The 17,264-nt window shown below is 65.2% G+C and carries 13 protein-coding genes, 1 tRNA gene and 2 CRISPR repeat arrays; of the genes, 3 read left to right on the top strand and 11 right to left on the bottom strand.

Going from position 1 to position 17,264, the window contains the following annotated elements; translation table 11 throughout:
* Window positions 1-166: 166 nt before the first annotated feature.
* Window positions 167-683: a CRISPR direct-repeat array (repeat unit 29 nt; unit sequence CGGTTCATCCCCGCGTGTGCGGGGAACAC).
* Window positions 684-801: 118 nt separating this feature from the next.
* From cas2e to cas3, 9 genes are all read right to left on the bottom strand, one after another.
* The gene (gene cas2e, locus V6L75_RS16685; protein WP_334252609.1) at window positions 802-1,119 is read right to left on the bottom strand and encodes a type I-E CRISPR-associated endoribonuclease Cas2e; all 318 of its coding nucleotides are present in this window, start codon (window positions 1,117-1,119) and stop codon (window positions 802-804) included.
* Complete coding sequence (gene cas1e, locus V6L75_RS16690) at window positions 1,116-2,081, bottom strand: type I-E CRISPR-associated endonuclease Cas1e (protein WP_334252610.1); 966 nt, start codon at window positions 2,079-2,081, stop codon at window positions 1,116-1,118. The genes cas2e and cas1e overlap by 4 nt, the downstream gene beginning before the upstream one ends.
* A gap of 3 nt (window positions 2,082-2,084) precedes the next feature.
* On the bottom strand, window positions 2,085-2,822 hold the full coding sequence (cas6e, locus tag V6L75_RS16695; RefSeq protein ID WP_334252611.1) for a type I-E CRISPR-associated protein Cas6/Cse3/CasE: 738 nt from the start codon (window positions 2,820-2,822) through the stop codon (window positions 2,085-2,087).
* Window positions 2,819-3,577 (bottom strand): type I-E CRISPR-associated protein Cas5/CasD, encoded by a 759-nt coding sequence (cas5e, locus tag V6L75_RS16700; RefSeq protein ID WP_334252612.1) that lies wholly within the window; start codon window positions 3,575-3,577, stop codon window positions 2,819-2,821. The genes cas6e and cas5e overlap by 4 nt, the downstream gene beginning before the upstream one ends.
* A complete protein-coding gene (gene cas7e / locus V6L75_RS16705) occupies window positions 3,574-4,662 on the bottom strand; it encodes a type I-E CRISPR-associated protein Cas7/Cse4/CasC (protein WP_334252613.1) in 1,089 nt (362 codons plus the stop codon). Before cas7e ends, cas5e begins: the two co-directional genes overlap by 4 nt.
* A gap of 1 nt (window position 4,663) precedes the next feature.
* Window positions 4,664-5,305: a type I-E CRISPR-associated protein Cse2/CasB gene (casB, locus tag V6L75_RS16710; protein ID WP_334252614.1), complete on the bottom strand. Its 642-nt coding sequence runs from the start codon at window positions 5,303-5,305 to the stop codon at window positions 4,664-4,666.
* The gene (casA, locus tag V6L75_RS16715) at window positions 5,302-7,023 is read right to left on the bottom strand and encodes a type I-E CRISPR-associated protein Cse1/CasA (RefSeq protein WP_334252615.1); all 1,722 of its coding nucleotides are present in this window, start codon (window positions 7,021-7,023) and stop codon (window positions 5,302-5,304) included. The genes casB and casA overlap by 4 nt, the downstream gene beginning before the upstream one ends.
* 130 nt (window positions 7,024-7,153) lie before the next feature.
* Window positions 7,154-8,179, bottom strand: a complete 1,026-nt coding sequence (locus V6L75_RS16720; RefSeq protein ID WP_334252616.1) for a hypothetical protein — start codon at window positions 8,177-8,179, stop codon at window positions 7,154-7,156.
* A gap of 84 nt (window positions 8,180-8,263) precedes the next feature.
* A CRISPR array of direct repeats spans window positions 8,264-9,145; the repeat unit is 29 nt; unit sequence CGGTTCATCCCCGCGTGTGCGGGGAACAC.
* A 153-nt stretch (window positions 9,146-9,298) separates the two neighbouring features.
* Window positions 9,299-12,070 (bottom strand): CRISPR-associated helicase Cas3', encoded by a 2,772-nt coding sequence (gene cas3, locus V6L75_RS16725; RefSeq protein ID WP_334252617.1) that lies wholly within the window; start codon window positions 12,068-12,070, stop codon window positions 9,299-9,301.
* 262 nt (window positions 12,071-12,332) lie between these two features.
* Between cas3 and V6L75_RS16730 the strand changes: the two genes are divergently transcribed.
* The 3 genes from V6L75_RS16730 to V6L75_RS16740 are packed head-to-tail and all read left to right on the top strand — an operon-like array spanning window position 12,333 to window position 14,933.
* Window positions 12,333-13,430: a methionine ABC transporter ATP-binding protein gene (locus V6L75_RS16730; RefSeq protein WP_334252653.1), complete on the top strand. Its 1,098-nt coding sequence runs from the start codon at window positions 12,333-12,335 to the stop codon at window positions 13,428-13,430.
* On the top strand, window positions 13,420-14,097 hold the full coding sequence (locus V6L75_RS16735; RefSeq protein WP_019966460.1) for a methionine ABC transporter permease: 678 nt from the start codon (window positions 13,420-13,422) through the stop codon (window positions 14,095-14,097). Before V6L75_RS16730 ends, V6L75_RS16735 begins: the two co-directional genes overlap by 11 nt.
* Window positions 14,098-14,135: 38 nt before the next feature.
* The gene (locus V6L75_RS16740; protein ID WP_334252618.1) at window positions 14,136-14,933 is read left to right on the top strand and encodes a MetQ/NlpA family ABC transporter substrate-binding protein; all 798 of its coding nucleotides are present in this window, start codon (window positions 14,136-14,138) and stop codon (window positions 14,931-14,933) included.
* A 476-nt stretch (window positions 14,934-15,409) separates the two neighbouring features.
* Here the strand turns inward: V6L75_RS16740 and V6L75_RS16745 are convergent, their stop codons facing one another.
* Both V6L75_RS16745 and V6L75_RS16750 read right to left on the bottom strand, forming a co-directional pair.
* The gene (locus V6L75_RS16745) at window positions 15,410-16,519 is read right to left on the bottom strand and encodes an NAD(P)/FAD-dependent oxidoreductase (RefSeq protein WP_334252619.1); all 1,110 of its coding nucleotides are present in this window, start codon (window positions 16,517-16,519) and stop codon (window positions 15,410-15,412) included.
* Window positions 16,520-16,709: 190 nt separating this feature from the next.
* Window positions 16,710-16,797 (bottom strand) — tRNA-Leu (locus tag V6L75_RS16750).
* Window positions 16,798-17,264: the final 467 nt, after the last annotated feature.

The following is a 17,264-nucleotide window of genomic DNA, read 5'->3' on the forward strand; positions in this document are numbered from 1 at the left end:
CCCCGCCGGCACATGCGCCAGACATTGCCGCGCCGTACCCGCCCTGTCGAGCCCGGATTACACCCCATCCCCTATTGAGGAGCGCAATTTGGCGGGCGCAAGAGGACGGCCGGCTGCCGCAAACGGCCAGCATCCCTGCTTCGCTAAGGCGCAACGCTGAGGGATTTGGTTCATCCCCGCGTGTGCGGGGAACACGCAGCAGCCTCTTCCTTCGGCTTACGGCCACGCGGTTCATCCCCGCGTGTGCGGGGAACACGCAGCGGCTGTAACACCGAATGACTCCGCAGATGGTTCATCCCCGCGTGTGCGGGGAACACATGAGGACCCCCAACGCAAAAACCCCGGCGCTCGGTTCATCCCCGCGTGTGCGGGGAACACATAGGTGATAGACACAGTGTCCTGCTGCGACACGGTTCATCCCCGCGTGTGCGGGGAACACGGTTCCTGCTCCCGTGGCGAAGTCAGATGCGGCGGTTCATCCCCGCGTGTGCGGGGAACACGGGTGTGGCTGCCGGGCTCTGGCATTGACGGGCGGTTCATCCCCGCGTGTGCGGGGAACACTCCCACGCGTGATGCGCGAGGCAAGGCCTGTTCGGTTCATCCCCGCGTGTGCGGGGAACACTTCTCTGACGTTCCGTTTCACAAGCACCCGCGCGGTTCATCCCCGCGTGTGCGGGGAACACTCTTGCTGGAGAGCGTTGATCTTATTGTAGAATTTCAAAGAGCGGGAAGCTACCGGTTTTTGGGGCGGTGTTGCGGGCTTCCGGAGACGGGCAAAATGACGGGTCCGGCGGGCCTCTATCAGCCTGATCCACGGCCGTCCGGCCCCGGATTTCCGGCATCCGGCGGATGGAAGGCGACGAGGCGCAGGCCGTCGAAATCGACGGGCATGCGGCGGTTGCGGCCATAGGTCTGAAAGTCGAAGCCCGCGTCGGTGGGGGCCGTCCAGGCGATCACGGCGTCGCCATCCTCGATCATCGCCGCCACCTGACTGGCGATCATCTCGCGCGTGCGGGCCGAGTATGTGCCGATATAGACGCCTGCCCGCACCTCCAGCAGCCAGACGGCGAGACGCCCGCGCAGCCGGGGCGGAGCATTGGTGGTGACAACCATCATCATGACCGGTGCCCCGCATCGCCGGAGGGAGAGGGATCCTCGAAGGCCGGATCGACGGCGTAGTCCGGATCTTCCGGCGGCGGCAGGTCGCCTGCCAGCAGCACCTCCTCGATAGCGGGAATGAGCCGCCCCAGCAGATTGGTACGGCGGAAGGCATCACGGCAGGCAAGCCTGACTTCCCGGTCCACCGGGCCTGTCAGCTTGCCTTTGGCCTGCTGCCCGGCAATGCGGAAGGCCTCCGGCACCACCGTTTCGAATTTGAACAGGTCGGCGATGTCATAGACGAAGGACAGCGGCTTGCCCGTGTGCAGGAAGCCCACGGCGGGTGCGTAGCCTGCCGCCAGCACAGCGGCCTCCGTCAGACCGTAGAGGCAGGCCGTGGCGGCAGACAGGGCGCGGTTCGGCACGTCCGAAATGTCCCAGTTGTCCGGATTGTAGTTGCGCCGCGTCCAGGTGACGCCAAACTGACGGGCGAAGCCATCATAAAGCGTTCTGACCCTTGCCCCTTCGATGCCGCGGAGCTGATCGACCGAGCGCTTTTCGGGCGCGGCCTCACCGAAGCGAATTTCAAACATTTTGCGAACGATGCGCAGGCGTGCCGCCTCGTCCATGGCGAGACGGCACTGCCACAGCAGCCGGTCAGAGCGCGCACCGCCCGGCTGCCCGGCGGCATAGACGCGCACGCCCGCTTCTCCCACCCACACCAGCAGCGTGCCGGCGCGTGCAGCCAGCGACACCGCCGCATGGCTGGTGCGCACGCCCGGCTCCAGCATGATCGCCGCCAGCCCGCCGACCGGGATGTGCATGCGGATGCCATTGGTATCGACCAGCACGAAGGCGCCGTCGATCACATCCAGCTGCCCCTTTTCCACGAAGATGATGGACGAGCGGTCCTTCAGCGGAATGGGGCGCGGCGGCGGGGCGCCGGGCATGGTGGAACCGGATGCCGTGCCTCCGCCGCTCATGGTTCAGGCCCTGCGGATCATCATCAAGCCGCAGCCAAAGGCCTTGGCCCGGCCAAAGCCACGGCTGAGACGCCCCAGAAAGGCCGCCGGGTCCTGCACTTCAATCAGCCCGGCAAGGTCAAGCACGCCGAAGCGGGCGGGCTTGCCCTTGCTGCGCGGCACCTGCTCGACACGGTAAGCCTCCATCCGCAGGCCCTTGAGAGCAAAGCCGGAGCGTTCCCCCTGCCCTTTCAGCCAGGCCACCGCCGCATCATGGGCCGCCGCCTCGCGCAAGGAGCCCCGCTGCACAGCACCGCCCGCTTCCGCCTCGCGGCGGTGGATCAGGTCCATCACCACATCACTGCGTTTGCGCAGCGGCCTGCCGCTGCCATCCGTGCCAATCTTGCGGTCAACGGTGGCATTGACGCTCAGCTCGAAGGCTAGCAGGTCACCGGGGTCCAGGTGCGGCTCGAAGGGGCGGGAGGAAATCTCAAAGAAGGGCGATTCCTCCTGCCCTAACTCCGGTCCCAGCACGTAGTAGCGGCCGTCATGCGTGTCCCGCCGCCACAGGAAGGGCACGCCCTCCCCGGCCCTGCTCTCCGCTGCCCGGCCCTGCATATGCGCAGGCATGGCTGTCCACAGCAGACGGTGGCCGTTGTTCATCTGAGCGGCGCTGTCAACAGGGTTGAGCAGGCCGATGAGCGGGGCCACATTGCGCGAAGAGCGGCGCAGATCCAGCCGCGAAAGATAAAGCCCGCTCATCGTGCAGCCTCCCGTTCGGGCCTTGCAGGCAGGCTGAGGCCCGTCACATATTCGCTGCGGCTGGCAAATTGCCAACTGCTGCGGCTTTGCGGATCATCGCGCCGGGTGTGCTGGCGGGAAATGGCCGCACCGGACGGCAGATCCCCCAGGGTCTCCACCGCAAGCTCTGCCTCGCGCGGCATCGTCCCCAGAAGCGCCGGATCCGCCTCGAGATAGGCGAGAAAGGCGCCAGCCGCATCCGGTGACGGCACCACTTGCGGATTGAGCGGGCGTGACAGCGGGCAGGACTTGCGCCCCAGCCAGAGCGCAAAGCGCGGGCGGCGGAAAGCCTCCGCCAGCGCTGCCAGATCAATGCCCTGCCCTTCCGCCACGCCGTCCGCAGCGGTGAAGCCCGCCAGGTAACGCACATCCATGCGGTATTCGCGCCGGGTGATGGAGGTTGAAAGCTCCTCACGCTGCGCGAGGGCTGCCGCACGGCTGCGCGGTGCCCCAGCTGAGGATGGCAGGGACTGGAAGGTATGGAAGTCGGTCAGCAGCTTGCCGCTGCGCTGGCTGAGGCTGGCCGTGCGCAGCCCCGCAAACAGGCGGGACTGACCGGCGGCATCCTCCCGGCGCAGGCCAAGCGCGGCGCCAGCCAGGCCCAGCAACGCCGAGCGGGAGGGCCGCTCCGCCGTGCCGCGCTGCGCGTTGCCCGCCGCCTCACCAAAACTGGCCAGCGGCGCTTCCAGCGTGATGACGAGCCAGCGGTCCGTCATGCTGCCCCGGCCTCTGCATCTTCAGTCACTCCGCTTGCAGCAAAGGCAGCCAGTTCATCCAGCGTTGCGCTGTCCGGATTGGACAGATCGAGGCAGCAGTCGCTGGTCCAGTCCTTGCCATAGGCCTTTGCAAATGCGCCGCGCTTGGCCAGCAGTGCTTCAACGGATGCAGCCGTATGGTCGCGGCCTTCGACGGGACGGGTGAAGGCGCCTGCCAGCGTGCGCGGCTGGGCATCGCCCAGCTCCGCCAGAATGAATTCGGCCTTAACATGGTTGGCAAAGCTGTTCTTCTTGCCGGAGGGCGAGGCCATGGAAACGGTGCGCACCAGTGCCTCGACAGCACGGGCAGCCAGCTCCCGGTCACCGCCGAGATTTTCCGCCAGAAGCTCCAGATCGGCGCAGATGTAGAGATAGAAAATACCGGCACCGAAACCGGCTTCACCGACGAAACCAGCGCCAGCATCTTCGCTTGGCCGCTTCAGGTCATCGACGGCGGTGTAGAAGTCGTCCTCCACCTCGGCGCGGGAGGTGGTGAAGGCATGAGCCACCTGAACCGCAGCATCCCGGTTGAAGTCCGGATTGTCAGCGAGCATGCGGCCAAACATGGCAATATCAACGGCACCATCAGCCTTGAGGAAGACAGACTTCGCCAGTTCCTTTTCCTTCGGCAGCTTTTCTCCGGCCAGCTTGCGCAGCGCAATGTCCGTTGCAATCTGCCGCTCCTGCGGGGAAATGAAGGCCAGCTGCTCGGTGTAGGTGGGGTTGGCATCCTTCTCCCCCTTCAGCTTGCCGAAGACGCCCGCAACCTCGCGGGCGATCTCAACCGCCTTGTCCTCGTCCGCGCCCTTGTCCAGAAGCGCCTGCTTCAAAACCTGCCCCATGCGCTGGGTACGCTCACCCAGATTGCCGGTCAGCGGCTGGGTGAAGGCTTCATGGGTGCGGATGGAGCGCTTGATGGCCTGGCTGGACATGCGCATGCGCGGCACACCGCCCAGGATCATGCTCTTCGGGCGGCCCAGATCATCCCGGTTGGGGTTGGAGGCCGGATAGGGGGTCAGAATGTGAAGTTGCAGAAAGCGGGCCATATCAGTTCTCCTCAGGGCAATCATGTCCGGCGGCGGGGCTCTCCTGCGCCCCGGCCTTGCCATCGCCCGCCGCAAGCTGCGGCTGGCCGTAATAATCAAAGGTCCATTTGCGCTGCACAGCGCCGTCAAAGCCGATGACATCGCGGATGAAGGCTGCCACATCAAAAGGCTCGCGCTTCAGCACCGGCAGCGCCCGGCGGACGTGGCGGCAGAAGTCATCCGGCTCCTTCCACGCCCGCATCATCGCGCCGAAGCGGGACACGGACCAGCGGCGGCGGTCATCCGGTCCGGGGCGCAGGCCATCCGGCGTGAGGCCCAGAAGCCCGGCAAAGCCGCGCTGCCTTTCCTCGAAATGAACGTCCGTCTCGGCCAGCAGAATGGCCAGAAGCCCGAAACGCAGCAGCAGCGTTTCCTCCTCTTCATACTGAGCCTGCAGGGCCCAGTCCTTGCCGGACGCCCGGCGCACGGCCTCTATCAGAGCCTGCGTCTGCGGCTCCAGCAGGGCTTCCAGCGGCCCGGACGCCCGGCGCAGCCGTGCCCGCCCAGCCCTGTCGCCGCCACGGCCCGTCACCGGATTGGGATGCAGCCGCTGCCACCAGTCCCTTGCGGCTTCAGTGGCCGGTTTGTTCAGTTTCATGGTCATTCGTCCCTCCCGGAGCGGGATTTCGCCTTTGACGCGCCTTTGCTTTTGTCCTTGTCCTTTTCAGAGACCGGCAGGGGCAAACGCAGAGCTTCAAAGAACCGCTTTCCGCCCGGCCCATAGCCCCGGCAGCTGCGCAGCAAGGCGGCATAGGCCTCGACAACCGGCTGTGCGCGCTCGGGCGGCACGTCTTCAACACTGGCAAACTGATTGAAGAGCGACAGCACGGTTTCCTCGATCTGCCGCCGCCAGTTCTGCCGCTGCCGCTCTGCCCGTGCCTCTAGGCTTTCGTCCGCACCTTCCTTCAGAAAAGCGGCGGCAAGCCTGTGAAACTGCGGTTCCGTCATGTCGAAGAAAGCGGCCTGCGCATTGCCCAGCGCGCCCTTTTCCGCATCCGGCGTCTGGCCGGAGAACAACGCCCTGCGCAAGGCGTCACGCAGGGCAGACAACGCCGCGCCCCCAGACTCGGAAAAGCTGAGAACCAGCTCGTCCAGCGCCTTCGCCGTGGCCCGGTCGCGTGCCAGATGCATGGGCTGTTCGGCGAACTGATAGGCCATGGCCTCCATATTGTTCATCGCCCAGCCGCCAACGCGCAAAACCGGATCGCGGCCAAGCGCCAGCAGAGGAGCCATCCGGATCAACCGTGCAGCGTGCACATTGCGGGGCAAACGCGACAGGCTGCCCTCCCCTTCCCCCGCAGCCGCCGCCATCCAGTCGCGGTAACCGAAGCGGGCAGTCTTGGGCTTGACCGAATAGGGCGCCTCGCCCTCTTTCATCTGGCGGTAGGGAGTCAGCGGATGCTGCCAGATGCCGTAATTCATGCCGTAAGGCCGCTGGGCAAAGTGGGTCACCAGCGCCCCCTCCCGCCCCGTCAGGGCGCAGATGCCCGGCTGGGCGGACGCCACCAGCCGCAGGCGGCGGGGCATGCCGAAGAAAGCCTGCAAGGGATGCGTTGCCCCCGCCTCATCGGGATGAAGCGCCACACCGCCTTCGGAGGTGAGCGTCGGCGCCAGCCAGGGCAGGATGGTGTGAAGCCGGCTGGCTGCATCACCGGTGCCAAGTTCCGTCACATTGGCCAGCAGCCGGTGCCAGAGCGCAACAGGCGCCTGCCCCTCATCCCCCACGGGGAACACGAGAACGGACAGCGGCCCGCCACCCCGCATCGACGTGCGGTTGCCCGCCCCGCCAGCCGGAGCAAAGGCCTGCAAGGCATAGAGCGTCATGGCAGCCGCTGGCAGGCCCAGCGCCGGATAGCGGCCCCGGTGCGTCAGCACATCCGCATTCTTCTTCTGGCCATTTTGGCCCGGCGTATCGATGAAAAGCCCTTCAACAGGCGAAAGGGCAGCAGGCTTCAGATCCGCCTCGAAGGCCTCCCGGTCCTGCAGGAAGCGCGGCCCATCGCCCAGCAGCTCGAAGGCATGGGTGAAACGGGCGATCCGCTCCGCCAGCTCGTCCCGGCCCAGCGCGCTGTCCCACAGCGCCTGCCAGTCATCCTCGCTCTGCACATCAAGGCAAAGCTGCATCACGCCGATGCTCAGTTCATGGCAGGCGATATCCAGATCCGGCCTCGGCCAGTCAAAGGCGACCGCATAGTCCGCCCCGGCATCCGGCGCATCAAAGGCGGAAAAGCCGCAAGCCAGCCCGGCAAAATCCACCCACCGCCGCTCCCCGGATCGCATGACCACGGGAAAACACCGGTCCGTCAGAACATTGAACCCCATCCCACTCCCCCGGCACGGGCCTTGCGCGCTGGCAATCTGCCACCCCAAGACCTACCTTCGCGCGTTAACAGTGATTTGTGCACGCGAGCAGATGAGTGTCAAGCTGTTGAATACCCGTATAAATTGCACATCACACATCCGCAGCGCGGGATGGGCGGAGGCGGCGGTAGAGGTACTGGATCAGGGTGCCAAGGCCTCCGATACCCGCAATCCCGAGGAAGGCGGCGATGGCGATGCCGATCTTGTTGGCCGTGTCGAGCGCAACGCTGACGCCGCCAACGGCCCTGCCGATCCGTGTGAAGAGATCCGCCGAGACGGCAATGGTCTTGGGAAAGCTGCGCACGGGTCTTTCGATGGTTTCTCCGCCGAAAATCAGTTTCTGCCGCAGGTCCACGGTCAGTTGCAGGCGTCCTTCCTTGCGGGGCGTCACCACCCAGAGGAAAGTCTCCTCCTGCCCGTCAGGCACCTGCCGCCAGATCATCTCCTTCGGCTCAATATCGAACCCCGCCCCATGCAATTGCGCCCCGATGGTGGATGACGTTTCCGTCTGCACCGGCGCCAGCGTTACGGGCTCCATCGTGGCGCGGATACTCATGGCCGCCGCAGGGCCGGTTGCAGCAACAGTATCGCCCTTTTTGCCCCGGTTGACATAGATGAAAGCATTGTGCGGTGAATCCAGAACCATGTCAGGGAAGAATTCGCCGCTGATCTCCGTGACGCGCAGTTCCCGGCGCTGAACTTCCTCAAGAATGGCCGCCCGTCCGGCAGCATCAGCCTGCGCATGCCGTTTGCCCAGCTCCGTGAGGCTGAGACGAGTCAGGTCCTCCGGGAGAATCAGATCTTCCCCCGAGGCGATAGCATGGGGTGACAGGATATAAGCGTGCTCCTGAAGATAGACGTAAGATGCCGTTTGGGCGGCGCCATTCATCAGGTGAGCAATTGTAGCGGATGGATCACCGGGAGGCTCCGGATTATTTCCGGGCGAAGGCTCGACGGCACCTGTCGTTGTGTAGTCGATCAGGGCCTTCCTGCCGCCGCCATCCAGCCCGGCCACCTCAAGCAGCGCTGTGCCCAGCGGCGGGGAAAACAGCACGCCCGCAAAGACGCCCGCTCCGAAAACGGCTGGAACACCCAGCCACCAAACCAGCCTGCCCATGCCGCCCCTCCCCACTCAAGGATGCAAACACTCGCCAGCCTCAACCCTACGGCAAGGGCAGGAGTGAATCAATCACGGCTTACGGGCTTCACCCCCGCGTGTGCGGGGAACACTCGGCCTTCACGCCAAGCTCCCGCTGAAGGTCCGGTTCATCCCCGCGTGTGCGGGGAACACCCGCGCCGCCTCGGCATAGAGACTGATCAGCGCGGTTCATCCTCGCGTGTGCGGGGAACACCATTTGGCCTCGACAGATTGCCGCAGCAGATCCGGTTCATCCCCGCGTGTGCGGGGAACACATGTCATCCAGCGAAAGAGCCCCGTCTGTGTGCGGTTCATCCCCGCGTGTGCGGGGAACACATGGCCGTGTGATCAAACACGTCATTGACCCGCGGTTCATCCCCGCGTGTGCGGGGAACACGGCTGTGGCCTGATCACCACCCGGTGCTGCGTCGGTTCATCCCCGCGTGTGCGGGGAACACATATCGAGCAGCTTGACGGTACCGATTGCCGACGGTTCATCCCCGCGTGTGCGGGGAACACATGAGCCGCCCATCCTTCTTCACCTCGGGCTCCGGTTCATCCCCGCGTGTGCGGGGAACACGGGCTCAGGCGCAGAATATCGGCGCGTTGGGCGGTTCATCCCCGCGTGTGCGGGGAACACCAGCAGGACGCGCCTGCGGTAACGGACACTGCCGGTTCATCCCCGCGTGTGCGGGGAACACTTGCCACGGCGCGTGCATGGTCTCCGCTGAGTCGGTTCATCCCCGCGTGTGCGGGGAACACGCCATAAGGCCGATCTGCGTTTTGTCATCGCCCGGTTCATCCCCGCGTGTGCGGGGAACACTCATTGAGCCAGACGCCGGAATATTCCCGGCCCGGTTCATCCCCGCGTGTGCGGGGAACACTGCCCGTCCAACAGCGTTTTCGCCGATTGCACCGGTTCATCCCCGCGTGTGCGGGGAACACTCTTGCTGGAGAGCATTGATCTGACAGTAGAATTTCAAAGAGCGGAAAGCTACCGGAAAACCGGGGGGCTTTCGGGGGCGGGTTGGAGAGTGGCGTAAAGGGCTGTGACTGGCAAGAGAAACCCGGCCAGATTGCAGCCCCGGCGAAGCAGGATCACTCTCTTGCCGCGCCGTTTATCAGGCCATGGCTGCGGCTGTAGGACAGAGAGCGGCTATAGTCCGGGCCCGCATCCAGATGGCCGTCTTCCTCCAGAATGGCGATGACGATGGAAGCCTCGAACTCCGGCCAGCTGCGGCGCAGGGTTTCGCGGGCGGCGGCGCGGCGCTTTTCTTCTGCCGCATCCGGTGGAGGGGGCGCGTCCCGGCCCTGCCGGGTAAGAATTGCCTTGCGGCAACTGAGGGCAGACAGGGCCCAGGCCTCTGCCATGGCATCGGGGCCGGGGCCGCCGGGTTCGGCCAGCGGCACCAGCTTTCCATCCCGCATCCGGGCGATGCGCAAGGTGAGCGTTGCCTCCCCCAGCCTTGTGCCGATTTCCTCATCGGAGGAAAGCTGATCCTGAAGTCCGGTATAGCCTTCAGCGGGCTTGGCCAGATTGAATTTGGCCAGCTGCCGGTTGCCCTGCTCCTCGCCTTCCGCCATCTGCTGGGCCTGATGAAGGGGCTCCGGCACATCGTCCCAGCTGGCCGCATTGTAAACGGCCTCAATCAGCGGACGCATGTCCGCAGGGCTGACGATGCGGCCCCGGCCGAACAGGTGGCGCGCCGTGCGCCACACGACGGCTGGCCGCCGATAGGTGAAGGCCGCCTGCTGCAGGACATCGACGCCCCACTTCGCATCCGCCACCTCGTCCGGATCCGCCGAGAGCACCACAAGAGTGGGGGCGTCAAAGGGGCGGGTCTCCAAGGGCCGCTGCGGCATGTGCCGCCACAGGCGCCCGGCGCGCTGAATCAGCAGATCCACCGGCGCAAGGTCCGTGAGAATGAGATCGAAGTCGAGATCGAGCGACTGCTCGATCACCTGCGTGGCGACCAGAATGCGGCCGGCGCGCCGCTCCTGCGGGGCATCCTTGCCGAAGCGCGAAAGGACTTCCGCCTCAATGGCCTGCCGGTCCACCTGCGCCATGCGGGCGTGGAACAGGTCCACCGGCACACCGCCTGCCTCCCTGAGCGCTTCGAACATGCGGATGGCCGGATCCACCGCATTGCAGATGATGGCAACGGCGGCGCCCTGACGGGCTGCTTCCAGCGCCTCCTGCATCACAGCTTCCCGGCTGGCAGCCCGGCGCACCGCCACCTCGCGGTGAAGGCGCGGGTCCGTGCCCGGAGCCGTTCGCGTGACGGTGCCTGCATCCAGACGGGTGATCAGGGGATAGGGAACACCGGCAGGGTCTGCCCCCGCATCCAGGCCCTGCGGCGTGCGCAGGCCCAGCCCTTTGGCAAAGGCTTTCAGCATCGCCGTCTTCTGCGCCTCAGCCAGCGTTGCCGACAGCACGATGGCTGAGCCGCCCAGCATGGCATGCAGTTCCAGCAGGTGTTCCAGCTCCTTCCCCATATAGGCATCAAAACAATGGGCCTCATCCACGATCAGCACATGGCTGGCAAGGCCTGCCTGCCGCAGGGCCAGATGCTTCTTGCGCAGAACGGCGAGAAAGGCCTGATCAATGGTGGCAGCACCCACATCTGCCAGCAGCGATTTGCGGCGGCTGTCTGCCAGCCAGCTTGCGCAGAAAGCAGAGACAGGCTGGTCGTCCCCACCCGGATCACCGCTCGCAGGGGTGGCCTGCGCCGTACTGGCCCGGAAAACCTGCGACAGCGCGGCCTGCCCATGGGCAAGCACCAGCGAGGGTGAGCTTCCGTCTTCAAAAAACTGCCGGTAAACGGGCGCAAGCCGGCCATACATGGCGTTGGCTGTTGCCATGGTCGGCAGGGCCATGAAGACGCCCTCCCCCATGCCCTCTGCCAGCATGCGTGCGGCCAGCACAAGGGCGGCCTCTGTCTTGCCCGCGCCAGCCGTATCTTCAAGGATGACCAGCGCCGGCGCGCCGGAAAGCGGCAGCTCCGCAGCTGCCTGTTGCAGGGGCCGGGGCGCGATTGCCGCAGCGGGGGCGACGCGAGCGAGATCCGGCGCGGCGAAGGCAGCGGGCGGGCACAGGCCCTTTTCCCGCACGGCCTTTCCGGCCGCTTCCAGCGCCAGCGGCCAATAGTCCTCAGCGCCCATGTCCGGCTCCTGCGGCCCGAAAAAGGCAGCATCCGAGCCCACCCAGTCCGCCAGCGTGATCAGGCCGGCCACAGGCCAGGACAGGGCCTTGAACGTGGAATTGTCCTTCAGTCCCTCCAGCGGCTCAGGCTTTAGGATGCGCGCCAATTCTCCCGCCACATGGGCAGCGATGGGAATGAGCTGCGGGCCGAGATCGGGATCATTGCAGGCATCCCTTTTCATATCGTCCGGTGGTGGCGGCACACCGTGATGCCCGGCAATGGCCGCAATCAGCGGTGCCATCTGACTTTGCAGGTAGGCTGGCTTGACAGAGGGAAACAGCCCGGTGAGCAAAGGCGCAATCGATGGATCGCGCAGCAGCAGCGCCGTATTGCGCCAATGCGATCGCCCAGCCACCGGCACCAATGGCCCAAGCTCGTCCTCAGGCCAGATTTCGGGCCACTTGATCTGGAAACAGCGGGAAATCTTGCCAAGGTCATGCAGCCCGGCCAGAAACGCCAGCACCAGCATCAAGCGGTCCTCCGGCACGCCATACCGGGCGGACAGACGGCGCAACAGGCCTGGCTTTGCCTGCAAGAGAGATTGTGCCGCCGCCGCCACATCCAGGAGGTGATGCAGCACCGGCTTGTAGGAGATGCCCGCCATCAGATCCGCAGCAAAGGTCTTGGCCCAGAACCGGCTCGACAAATGATAAAGATCTTCCTGCATGCTCAACCCCTTGCAGCCCTCCTGCTTTCATCAATCATCACGTGCATGCGGTCAATCCGGCAGTGGCAGCACCTCATCCTGAAAATTTTTTCCCCGTATTTTCCAAATTGGGCCAAGCCGATCCGGGATTGAGGCGATATAGAAGACCCGGTCCCTCGCGCCGGTGGCCCGGCTCTGGGATATTACATCTCCGGTCCTGCCGGAGCGGCCTTCCCAAGAGCCGTGCTTCCGGCCCTCCCAACAGGTTCCTTGCCCCGTGAACATGCAATCCAATCCGCACAGTCTTGCGTCCGCAGAAGCAGACAGCAGCCCGGCGCCTCTGGTGCAGATCAAGGGTGTGGCGAAGATCTATCCGGCCCGCAGCGGCCATGCTGCCGTCGAGGCGCTGAAGGACATTGATCTGTCCGTCGCGCGCGGGCGCATTCTGGGCGTCATCGGGCGTTCGGGTGCGGGCAAATCCACCCTGATCCGCCTCGTCAACGGGCTGGAGCGTCCGAGCCGCGGCGCGGTGATCGTCGATGGCACCGACCTGACACAGCTGAGCGAAGCGGCTTTGCGCGCCGAGCGCCGCTCCATCGGCATGATTTTCCAGCACTTCAACCTGCTGGCCCGGCGCACCGTGTTCGACAACGTGGCCCTGCCGCTGGAAATCATCGGCGCCAGCCGGTCCGAAATCGAACGGCGGGTGCGCCCGCTGCTGGACCTCGTCGGCCTTGACGGCAAGGCAGACCGTTATCCGGCGGAACTCTCCGGTGGGCAGAAGCAGCGCGTCGGCATCGCCCGGGCTCTTGCCACAGATCCCAAGGTGCTGCTGTCTGATGAGGCGACATCTGCGCTGGATCCGGAAACGACGGAGCAGATCCTTGATCTGCTGCGGCAGGTGAACCGGGAGCTGGGCCTTACCATTCTGCTCATCACCCACGAAATGAGCGTCATTAACGCCATCACCGATGAGGTCGCGGTGATCGACGGCGGCAGGATCGTCGAGCATGGCCGCACCTTCGATGTCTTTACAGAGCCGCAGCACGCCACCACGCGCAGCTTCGTCTCCGCCGTGACCGGCGCCGTGCTGCCGGAGCATCTGCGCGCGAAGTTGCAGAGCGCGCCCCAGCCCGGCGGGCAGGCGCTGGTGCGCCTCATTTTCAAGGGTGAAGGCAGCCAGAGCCCGTTCATCAGCCACTTCTCGCGTACGCTGGGGCTGGACCTCTCCATCGTTCAGGGCAAGATCGACCAGATCGCAGGCCAGACTTATGGCCAGCTCGTGGTCAGCGTTGATGCCGCCCCTGAAACTCTTGCCGCCGTTGAGGCGGGTGCCCGCTCCCACGGCCTGACCAGCGAGGTGCTTGGCTATGTTGCCTGATTTCCTGCCGCCGCACATTCTCAAGCTGATCTTCGACAGCCTGCTGCAAACCCTTCACATGGTTGCCGTTTCCGGCCTTCTGGCAACGGCCATCGGCCTGCCGCTGGGCGTGTTTCTGGCCACCAGCCGCAAGGGCGAGCTGTTCGCCGCACCTGCCCTCAATGCTGTGCTGGGCCTCATCGTCAATGCGGCGCGCTCCACGCCCTTCATCATTCTGGTTGTGGCCATCGTGCCGCTGACCCGGCTGATCGCGGGCACGTCGATCGGCACCACGGCGGCTATCGTGCCGCTGACGATTGGCGCAACCCCGTTCGTTGCCCGCGTCATCGAAGGCGCCATCCGGGGCGTGGATCAGGGCCTCATCGAGGCCGCCCGCGCCATGGGGGCAACGCCCTTGCAGATCGTGCGCAAGGTGCTGCTGCCGGAGGCGCTGCCCGCCATCACCCATGCCCTCACCTTCACTGCCGTCAGCCTCATCGGCTATTCGGCCATGGTCGGCGCCGTCGGCGGCGGCGGCCTGGGTGATCTCGGCATCCGCTTCGGCTACCAGCGCTTCATGCCCGACGTGATGCTAGCCGTCGTGCTGGTGCTCATCCTTCTCGTGCAAGGCGTGCAAAGCCTTGGCGACAGCCTTGCCCGGCGCTTTGACAAGCGCGCCCGGCATTGAAGCTTCCGCTTGTCCTTTCCCAGAACCGGAGTGCTCACATGCTCTTCAAGTCCATTGCCGCGTCCCTGACCGGCGCCGTTGCTGCCCTCACCATTTTCGCTGCCGCACCGGCTTTTGCCGAGACAATCAAGGTCGGCGTCACCCCCGGCCCCCATGCCCAGATCATGGAAGAAGTGAAGCGCCTTGCCGCGCCGAAGGGCCTCGACATCGAGATCCTCGAATTTTCCGACTATGTCGTGCCGAACGAGGCGCTGAACGCCGGGGATCTGCAGGCCAACTCCTTCCAGCACAAGCCTTATCTGGACAACCAGATTGCAGACCGCGGCTATGAGCTGACGAGTGTTGCCTTCACGGTCAACTTCCCCATCGGCGTCTATTCGCAGAAGTACAAGGCCATCACCGACCTGCCGGAAGGCGCGACGGTTGCCATCCCGAACGATCCGACCAACGGCGGCCGCGTGCTGCTGCTGCTGGATGATGCGGGCGTGCTGAAGCTGCGTGAAGATGCAGGCGTCAAGGCCTCCATCGCCGACATCGTCGAGAACCCGAAGAACCTGAAGATCGTCGAAATCGATGCCGCCCAGCTGCCGCGCTCGCTGCCGGATGTGGATGCTGCGGGCATCAACACCAACTACGCCAAGGAAGCCGGCCTTGATCCGGTCAAGGACCCGATCCTGCGCGAAAGCCCGAAGGGCCCGTATGTGAACATCATCGCCGTGCGCACGCAGGACAAGGACGCCGCCTGGGTCAAGACCCTCGTGGAAACCTACAATTCCGATGACGTGCGCAAGTTCGTGGACGACACATTCAAGGGCGCGGTTCTCGCCAGCTGGTAATCAGCACGGCACATTGACTGACGCGACCGGCAGCGCCCCTTTCCAGCAATGGATTGGGGCGCTGTTGTTTTTGGGAGATTGCGGCGAATGGATTGAGCACAGCGCCGGTTCTGACGCCCCCCCCTCCCTTTTCTCCGTCTTGCCATGGCTTGACCATGGCACCCATGCCGTTCCCCATCCGCACGGGCACAATCTCGAAGGGTCGCGTCGTCACAGAGCCCCGATCCTCCGCACAGTGTGCCTAGACGCATCGGGGTGGATGCCATGGTCGAGCCATGGCATGACGAAAGTGGAGGGGTTTTTGCGCGAAGGCAGCCTGGTCATTGGCGAAGCGGCGGGGCAGCGCAGGACGGCGCAAGGCCGCAACGCCGGTTCTGACGCTCCGCCCCCTCACACACTCCGTCTTGCCATGGCTTGACCATGGCACCCATGCCGTTCCCCATCCGCACGGGCAGCATCTCGAAGAGCCGTCCCTCTCACAACCCGCCTAATCCAGCAGCCCAGCGGGATACATCCTCCGCAGCCCGCTTGCCGGTGAGGGCATCAGCCACGCCAAGGCCCATGAGCGGGCCAAGCTTGAAGCCGTGGCCGGAACAGGCGCTGAGCAGCCAGCCGGACTTGCCCAGCGGCTCGCTGACGAAACGCTCATTCGCCGAGACAGTATAGTAGCAGACCTTCTCCTCTATGATCCGGTAGCGGTCCGAGCCGCGCAGCGTGCCGGTCAAGGCCTCGCGCACGGGGGCGATGTCGGCAGCCGTTGGCGTGCGGTCATCACTGCCGTGGCCGGTGCGGGTGAAGCGGTGGTCGCCGATCTTCAGCCGCGTGCCGTTGCAGGGCGGCAGGACGTAGGCGCCATAGCTGCCGCTGCCCATGTCGATGATGATGGGCGCCTGCGCCCATGCGGAAGCCATATCCTGCGGCGGCTCCAGATAGAGCACCAGCTGGCGCGACGGCACGAGGCGTTGAGAGGTCTGAGGCACCAGATCACTCACCCAGGCACCGGCAGCCACGATGACAGCATCGAAGCTGTCGCGGCGGCCGTCCACCGTTACCGTGGCGCTGTCCGGGTCCACATCCGTCACGCGGGAGTGAGGCCTCAGATCCGCGCCGTTCTCTGCCAGCCAGGCGGCAAGGGCGGTGATCGTGCGGGCAGCGAAGAGCACGCCGGTTCCGCCCACCTCGAAGGCCTCGCGGATGCCAGAGGTTTCCAGCACCGGGATCATGGCCGCAAGCCCGTCCAGCGGCAGGGGGCGGATGGGAATGCCCAGCGCGTTCATTTCCGCTTCGGCGGCGGGGAAATAGCTCACCTCGCCGCGCGAGACATGCACCATGGGGCGCGGCCCGAAATGGCGCTGCCCCAGATCCTGCCAGAGCGTGTCATAGGCGCGGAAGGCATCCGGCATCAGCTGGCCATAGCCATCCAGCCCCGGATAGATGTGCCGGGTGATGCGGTGCTCATCGTGAGAGGTGGCCAGCGGATTGGGGATAGGGCCCTGATCAAAAACGGTTACCGCCACACCGGCCTTTCGCAAGGCCCATGCTGCCGATAATCCGCCGATACCGGCGCCAGCAATCGCAACTTTCACCCGCATTCTCCTGCTTTTGCACGGCCACACTCTAGCCAGCTTGCGGGCATGACAAAAGCTGCATCCGGCCTTGCCCACAGGCTGGGGGTGACGGATGTGAAGAAAGAGCTCCAGCTTTCCGTCTGGTGCAGCGAAGCAGAGCGAAGCCGAACCCGTGCGATGGATCGAAGGGCAGCATCACGCAACGAATTGGTGCGGACGACGGGACTCGAACCCGTAAGCCGTTTGAGGGCGGCGGATTTTAAGTCCGCTGTGGCTACCAGTTTCACCACGTCCGCATGTCTGGGCCGGAGCGGGAGCCGCGCCCTTTGGGCGGGTCTTGTCCGGCCGGCTTTCAAGCCCCGGTAAAGGGGCATTGGCCGGTGGCCGGGGAGACTGTCTCCGGCGCGGGGTATGAGGTAGCGGCAGCGGCGCCCGTCTGCAAGTGCAAATTGGCGCGGGCTGGCGGACCGAAGCAGAGCTGCTCAGACAGCCGGCGATGGTCTGCATGCAGGCCGTGCGTGGGCTGGTTTCCGGCTCATCTGCGGCTGCTGAAACGGCCTGCTGCCCGCTTTTCCCCCGCCTCCCGCTGCCTGCGGCGGGAAAATTCTTCTGCGGGGGCTGACACATCTTTCCTTGCAAGCCGGGGCCGCTCATATTAGGCGACAGAACAGACAGGCGAGCCCCATGAAAACAGGCAGCATGCCGCCCCGGTCTGGTGCGCCGCGCCAGAACACCAGGGCGTTGCGCGCCAAGTCCTCCAAGT

It is taken from the genome of Pannonibacter anstelovis, from assembly GCF_036881715.1.
Classification (GTDB): domain Bacteria; phylum Pseudomonadota; class Alphaproteobacteria; order Rhizobiales; family Stappiaceae; genus Pannonibacter; species Pannonibacter anstelovis.

Bases quoted from the DNA above. Each gene is read 5' to 3' on its own strand.
- cas1e (WP_334252610.1), bottom strand. From the start codon at position 2,081: ATGAGCGGCGGAGGCACGGCATCCGGTTCCACCATGCCCGGCGCCCCG.
- cas2e (WP_334252609.1), bottom strand. From the start codon at position 1,119: ATGATGATGGTTGTCACCACCAATGCTCCGCCCCGGCTGCGCGGGCGT.
- casB (WP_334252614.1), bottom strand. From the start codon at position 5,305: ATGACCATGAAACTGAACAAACCGGCCACTGAAGCCGCAAGGGACTGG.
- cas7e (WP_334252613.1), bottom strand. From the start codon at position 4,662: ATGGCCCGCTTTCTGCAACTTCACATTCTGACCCCCTATCCGGCCTCC.
- V6L75_RS16735 (WP_019966460.1), top strand. From the start codon at position 13,420: ATGTTGCCTGATTTCCTGCCGCCGCACATTCTCAAGCTGATCTTCGAC.
- cas6e (WP_334252611.1), bottom strand. From the start codon at position 2,822: ATGAGCGGGCTTTATCTTTCGCGGCTGGATCTGCGCCGCTCTTCGCGC.
- V6L75_RS16730 (WP_334252653.1), top strand. From the start codon at position 12,333: ATGCAATCCAATCCGCACAGTCTTGCGTCCGCAGAAGCAGACAGCAGC.
- cas3 (WP_334252617.1), bottom strand. From the start codon at position 12,070: ATGCAGGAAGATCTTTATCATTTGTCGAGCCGGTTCTGGGCCAAGACC.
- V6L75_RS16740 (WP_334252618.1), top strand. From the start codon at position 14,136: ATGCTCTTCAAGTCCATTGCCGCGTCCCTGACCGGCGCCGTTGCTGCC.
- V6L75_RS16720 (WP_334252616.1), bottom strand. From the start codon at position 8,179: ATGGGCAGGCTGGTTTGGTGGCTGGGTGTTCCAGCCGTTTTCGGAGCG.
- casA (WP_334252615.1), bottom strand. From the start codon at position 7,023: ATGGGGTTCAATGTTCTGACGGACCGGTGTTTTCCCGTGGTCATGCGA.
- cas5e (WP_334252612.1), bottom strand. From the start codon at position 3,577: ATGACGGACCGCTGGCTCGTCATCACGCTGGAAGCGCCGCTGGCCAGT.